The following is a 5,753-nucleotide window of genomic DNA, read 5'->3' on the forward strand; positions in this document are numbered from 1 at the left end:
CGCCACCCTACCGGCGCAGCCCGAGGTCCTGATCCTGCTGGCCCTGAAGGATGGCGCGGTCTTTTTGCAGGCCCAGCTCGACAGTATCGCCATGCAGCGCGGCATCCGCTGGCGGCTGCTCGTCTCCGATGACGGCTCTACCGACGCGGGGCCCGACATCCTCCGTGCCTTCGCGTCGCGCTTCCCGCCGGGACAGGTCCGCATGATCCCCGGGCCGGGGCGCGGGGCGGCTGAAAACTTCCTCCACCTTCTGCGCGCGGCGGACCCTGGCGCACCCTTCATCGCCTTCAGTGATCAAGACGATGTCTGGATGCCCGACAAACTGGCGCGCGCGCGGCAAAGGCTCGCGGAATGTCCCGCCCATCTCCCCGCGCTTGGCTTCGGGCACCGGCTCCGCTGCGACAGCCGCCTCGCCCGGCCCCGCCCTTGCAGCACGCCGCGCAGGGCCACCGGCTTTCGCAACGCCATGGTGCAGAATATCGCCGCCGGAAACACGCTGCTACTGAACCGGGCCGCCATCGATCTGGTGCTGCGCCACGAAGCCGCGCGCGCCCCGGTGCCCCTGCATGACTGGTGGATCTATCTGCTGGTCACCGGGGCGGGGGGCCGGGCGATCCCCGATCCGCAGCCGCAGCTTTTCTACCGCCAGCATCGGGGCAACATGCTGGGCGCCTGCAACGGCGCGCGGGGGCGCCTGCGGCACATGATGCAGTCCTTCTCCGGCCGGTCGCGGCGCTGGAACGATGCCAACCTCGCCGCGCTTTCCAGCCTGCGCGGCGCACTCACCCCGGAAAACCGCGTCGCTTTCGACAGTTTCACCGCCACGCGCCGCGCCCCCGGGCTGACCCGAAGGCTCCGCGGGCTGCGCGCCTCCGGCGTCTACCGGCAGTCCCGCGCGGGCCAGCTGGCGCTCTGGCTGCTGGCCGCGCTCAACCGGCTGTAAGCCCTGAGGGCGCTACTTCAGCAACCGTTCAAGGTACCGCCCGTAATCGTTCTTCGAATAGGGCGCCGCCAATGCCCGCAGGTCCTCCGCCGAAATCCAGCCCCGGTGATAGGCGATCTCTTCGGGGCAGCCGGTTTGCAGCCCCTGCCGCTGTTCCAGCGTACGGACAAAATTGCTCGCATCCAGCATGCTGCCATGGGTGCCGGTATCCAGCCAGGCAAAGCCGCGGCCCATCTGCTCCACGGTCAGTTCCCCCCGGTGCAGATACATCTCCAGCAGCGAGGTGATCTCCAACTCCCCCCGGGCAGAGGGGCGCACATCCCGCGCCCGTCGCGACGCCTGCCCATCGAGGAAATAGAGCCCCGTCACCGCGAAACTCGACGGCGGGTCAGCAGGCTTTTCAACGATGGAAATCGCCCGCCCCTCCGCGTCGAAATCAACGACGCCGTAGCGTTGCGGGTCGGAGACCTGATAGCCGAAGACCGTGCCGCCCGTGCCCCGCGCATCCGCAGCGGCCAGCCGTTCCGGCAAACCGTGACCAAAGAAGATATTATCGCCGAGGATCATGGCCGAAGGCGCGCCATCCAGAAAATCTTCCGCCAGCAGATAGGCCTGCGCCAGCCCTTCGGGTTCGGGCTGTTCGATGTATGTAAAGGAGAGGCCCCATTGCGCCCCGTCCCCCAAGAGGCGGCGGAACTGGTCGGCGTCCTGCGGTGTGGTGATGATCGCGATCTCGCGGATATCGGCCAGCATCAGCACCGACAGCGGATAATAGATCATCGGTTTGTCGTAGACCGGCAGCAACTGTTTCGACAGCGCCATGGTGATCGGATAAAGCCGCGTGCCCGACCCCCCGGCGAGGATGATGCCCTTGCGTTGCGTCATATGTCGTCCTTTCGGAGGTGCTGCAGAATATCGGTGAGCGCACGGCGCCAATCAGGTCGTTCGATCCCAAAGGCCGCTTCGGTGGTGCTGCAATCCAGCCGCGAGTTGAGCGGCCGCTGCGCTGGCGTAGGATACTCCGCCGTGGGGATGCCGTGGACCGTCACGTTCTTGCCCGCCGTCGCAAAGATCTCCCGCGCGAAGCCGTCCCATCCGGTATCGGGCCAGCCGCTGAAATGGTGGATGCCCGAAGCACCCCCGCCCGAATGCAGCTGACCGGCGATCCGCCAGACTGCTTTCGCGATCTCCCCCGCCGGGGTGGGACCGCCCCGCTGGTCAGACACGATATCGAGCCTGTCGCGACCCTCGGCGAGCCGCAGCATGGTTTTCACGAAATTCGCCCCATGCGCGGAAAACACCCATGACGTGCGCAGGATCACATGGCGCCCCCCGGCCTCCGCGATCTCTCGCTCCCCGGCCAGTTTGCTGCGGCCATAGGCGTTGAGCGGGCCGGTCTCGTCCTCCGGGGTGAAGGGTGCGTTGCCGGAGCCGTCGAAAACGTAGTCGGTCGAAAGATGCACGAAGGGCAGGCCCCGGGCCGCTGCGGCGCGCGCCATGGCCCCGGGGGCGGCACCGTTGATCACGGTCGCGAGCGTCTCTTCATCCTCTGCCCGGTCCACGGCAGTATAGGCCGCGGCGTTGATCACGACATCGGCCTGTGCACCCGTGACAGCTTCGGCGCAGGCAGCCGGGTCACTCAAATCCGCGTCTGCCCGTGCCAGTGCGGTGAGCTGCACGCCATCCGGCAGATGCCGGGCCAGTTCCCGCGCCACCTGCCCGGTCGTTCCAAAGACCAGCGCCCTCACCCGCCCTGCCCCAGTCTCTGCCCGACGCCATCCCGCGCCAGCAGCGTTTCCCACCAGCCGCGGTTGTCCAGATACCAGTCTACCGTGCTGCGCAGACCCTCTTCGAGCGCGACCGAAGGCCGCCAGCCAAGTTCCTCGCGGACGCGGGTCGGATCGATCGCATAGCGCCGGTCATGCCCCGGCCTGTCGCTGACGAAGGTGATCAGATCGGCAGAACTCCGATCCTCTCCCAACCGCGCATCGACGATGCCACAAATGCTCCGCACAAGGTCGATGTTGCGCGCTTCGTTCTCGCCCCCGATGTTGTAGGACCGCCCGTTCTCGCCCCGGGCGAGCACCGCCAGCAAGGCGTCGGCGTGGTCCTCCACATAGAGCCAATCGCGCACATTCGCCCCATCCCCGTAGACGGGAATGGGCTCCCGCGCGAGCGCCCGCAGGATCACTACCGGGATCAGCTTTTCGGGAAACTGGTAAGGGCCATAGTTGTTGGAGCAATTGCTCAGCACCACCGGCAATCCGTAGGTCTCATGCCAGGCCCGGACGAGGTGATCGCTCGCTGCTTTCGACGCTGAATAGGGGCTGTTGGGCGCATATGGGGACGTTTCGGTAAAAAATCCCTCCGCCCCGAGAGAGCCGAAAACCTCATCGGTAGAGACGTGGTGAAAGCGGAAACCCTCCGGTCTGCCCCGGGCCATCCAATAGGCGCGGGCCGCTTCCAGCAGGTTGTAGGTGCCTGTGATATTCGTCTCGATAAAGTCGCCCGGCCCGTCGATGGACCGGTCCACATGGGACTCCGCCGCCAGATGCATCACCGCGTCGGGCTGGTGGTCCACAAGGATCCTGTCCAGCGTTGCCCGGTCCCGAATATCCGCTTTCTCGAACCGATAGGCCGGGTCGTCCTGCACAGGGGTGAGGTTTGCGGGACAGGACGCATAGGTCAGCGCATCGAGGTTTATAACCTCATGCCCCCGCGCGATGGCCTGACGCACCACCGCCGACCCGATGAACCCCGCGCCCCCCGTGACCAGTATCTTCATGCCGCATCTTCCCAGCGGAAGGGCGATGTAACCTCGCCAATGTAGGGTGCCTTGCTGTCCTTTTCGCTCAGAAGCGCCGCGTCAGGGTCTATCCCCCAGTCGATACCGATGTCCGGATCGTCGAACCGGACCGCCGCGTCACATTCGGGCGCATAGGCATCGGTGCATTTGTAGATGATCTCCGTATCGGCCTCGCGCGTCACGAACCCATGCAGAAAGCCCGCCGGAATCCAGAGCTGGCGCCCGTTCTCGAAGCTGAGCTCGACACCGACCCATTGCGCGAAGGTCGGGCTGCCCTGCCGGAAATCCACCGCCACGTCCCAAAGCGCCCCGCGCCCGCAGCGGACGAGCTTGCCCTGCGCATGGGGCGGTGTCTGGTAATGCAGCCCCCGCACCGTACCCGCCTGATGCGACATGCTGTGATTGTCCTGCACGAAATCGGCGTGGATACCGTGTTCGGCCAGCCGCGCGCGGTTCCAGCTTTCGCTGAAAAAACCGCGCTGATCGGTGAAACGCGCCGGTGTCAGGATTATGACCCCCGGCAGGGCCGTCTCTTCGATCTTCATTACTGGCTCCATCACTATCGGTCGGTGCAACCGCTAGCAACTTCCCGGTACCAAGTCCATCTGGCGAACGCTCAATACCACTGACCTGTGACACTCAGGTTCAACGTCACTGTCCCCGGCCCCGCAGGCTGCGGCAGGTGCAAAACCCACGCGCCCGCATCCGTCCAGAGCGCAAGGTCCGCCAGCACCTGACGCTTGGTGGCGTCGCCCGCTTCGGCGGCATCGGCCCCGGCCACCGCTCCGGCCAGTACCGAGGCGGGCAATTGCGGATAGGCAAAGCTCTGGGCCGCGCTCTCGTTCATGTCGAATGTGACCCGGCGGGTCATCATCATGGTCCCGTCCGCCCATTTCACCACGCGACCCCCGGCCCCGTCGACGGATTCGATGACCGCGCCGGTCGCAGTGCCGCCGGTCTGGGAAACCGTACCCACCACATCGCCGCGCAGCAGCCCGTGTTCGGCCAGCATCAGCCGCCCGGGCGTGGCATCCGCCGCATCTTGCTGCACGGCATCGCCCGTCACCCCGCCCGTGGCCGGGTCGAAGGCCAGCGCGGTACGCCAGGCGGCGCCATCGGCGCTCAACTTGACGGCAAAGCCATCATCCCCGGCCAGCCCCATCTCCGCCCGGCCCGAATAGCCGGTCTGGAACAGCAGCGACGCGGTGTCGCCCGGCGTGGCCTTGTTGATCCGCAACCGGTGATCGGCACCGTCATGGGTCAAGAGCGTACCTTCGGCGGCAACGGCTAGGCGGGTCTGCGCGTCGGCGGTGGCGTTCACGCCCCACCGCCCCGGCGCCATCTCTCGCCAATCACTGCCGTCGAAGGCCGCCCACGTCCCAGCCTCCCGCAGCCATGCCGTCCAGCCGACTGCGGGGACGAAAAACTGCCACGCCCCGTCGACAAAGACCGCCACGGCATTGTCCTGCCCTTGCCAATCGCCGGTCGCCCCGCTAGCAACCAGCAGGCGCTGACCCTCCTGCGGATCGGCGGGCGGCGCGCTTTCGCCCGGCCCCGGAACGGAAAGCTGAACGGATGCGTCGAGCATCCGCAAAGCCTCGTTATGGGTCACATGTTTCTGAGCCTGCGCGGGCTGCAGATACGGAAGGTCGAGAAGCGGCGAGTTTTCAGACATCGGGCGTGCTCCGAAAGATTTGCGGGGCCGTCAGTAACCTGAGCGACCGTCAGCATCGCCTTAACCCGCCGTGCGCCGCTCACCCCTGGCGCGCAACGGGCGGGCGTGGAATCGCCTTCCCGCTGGTAGTGCCCTGCACCCGCTACTAGACTACCCGCGCAANACCATGACGGGGATCGCGGATGCAAAACGACACCGACGCTGACAGACAGCTGCTGCAGGAACTTTTTGACGCAGCGGTCACCGCGGCCCTGCCCGAAACGGCTCTGTCACGGCATCTTCCGCCCCCGCCCAAGGGACGAACCGTGGTGATCGGGGCCGGAAAGGGG

6 protein-coding genes are annotated in these 5,753 nt (G+C 66.4%); 1 reads left to right on the forward strand and 5 read right to left on the reverse strand.

All coding sequences use genetic code 11. The annotated features are described in order from the left end of the window. On the forward strand, window positions 1–943 hold a 943-nt coding region (locus tag A3764_RS11855; protein WP_330220521.1), incomplete at its 5' end, for a glycosyltransferase. A gap of 12 nt (window positions 944–955) precedes the next feature. Here A3764_RS11855 and rfbA read toward each other — a convergent pair. The 5 genes from rfbA to A3764_RS11880 all read right to left on the reverse strand — a co-directional run bounded on the left by rfbA (window position 956) and on the right by A3764_RS11880 (window position 5,424). After that, window positions 956–1,828, reverse strand: coding sequence for a glucose-1-phosphate thymidylyltransferase RfbA (gene rfbA / locus A3764_RS11860; protein ID WP_067922517.1), 873 nt, complete (start codon window positions 1,826–1,828; stop codon window positions 956–958). After that, entirely contained in the window at window positions 1,825–2,691 is an 867-nt protein-coding gene (gene rfbD / locus A3764_RS11865; RefSeq protein ID WP_067922520.1) for a dTDP-4-dehydrorhamnose reductase, read from the reverse strand. Before rfbD ends, rfbA begins: the two co-directional genes overlap by 4 nt. Beyond that, entirely contained in the window at window positions 2,688–3,728 is a 1,041-nt protein-coding gene (gene rfbB / locus A3764_RS11870) for a dTDP-glucose 4,6-dehydratase (protein ID WP_067922523.1), read from the reverse strand. The genes rfbD and rfbB overlap by 4 nt, the downstream gene beginning before the upstream one ends. Further along, window positions 3,725–4,294, reverse strand: coding sequence for a dTDP-4-dehydrorhamnose 3,5-epimerase (gene rfbC, locus A3764_RS11875; RefSeq protein ID WP_067922526.1), 570 nt, complete (start codon window positions 4,292–4,294; stop codon window positions 3,725–3,727). Before rfbC ends, rfbB begins: the two co-directional genes overlap by 4 nt. A gap of 71 nt (window positions 4,295–4,365) precedes the next feature. Beyond that, a complete protein-coding gene (locus A3764_RS11880; protein WP_067922529.1) occupies window positions 4,366–5,424 on the reverse strand; it encodes a DUF2793 domain-containing protein in 1,059 nt (352 codons plus the stop codon). Window positions 5,425–5,753 lie beyond the last annotated feature (329 nt).

Origin of the sequence: Sulfitobacter sp. HI0129 (genome assembly GCF_001635395.1) — a bacterium.
In the GTDB taxonomy this organism is placed as follows: Bacteria; Pseudomonadota; Alphaproteobacteria; order Rhodobacterales; family Rhodobacteraceae; genus Sulfitobacter.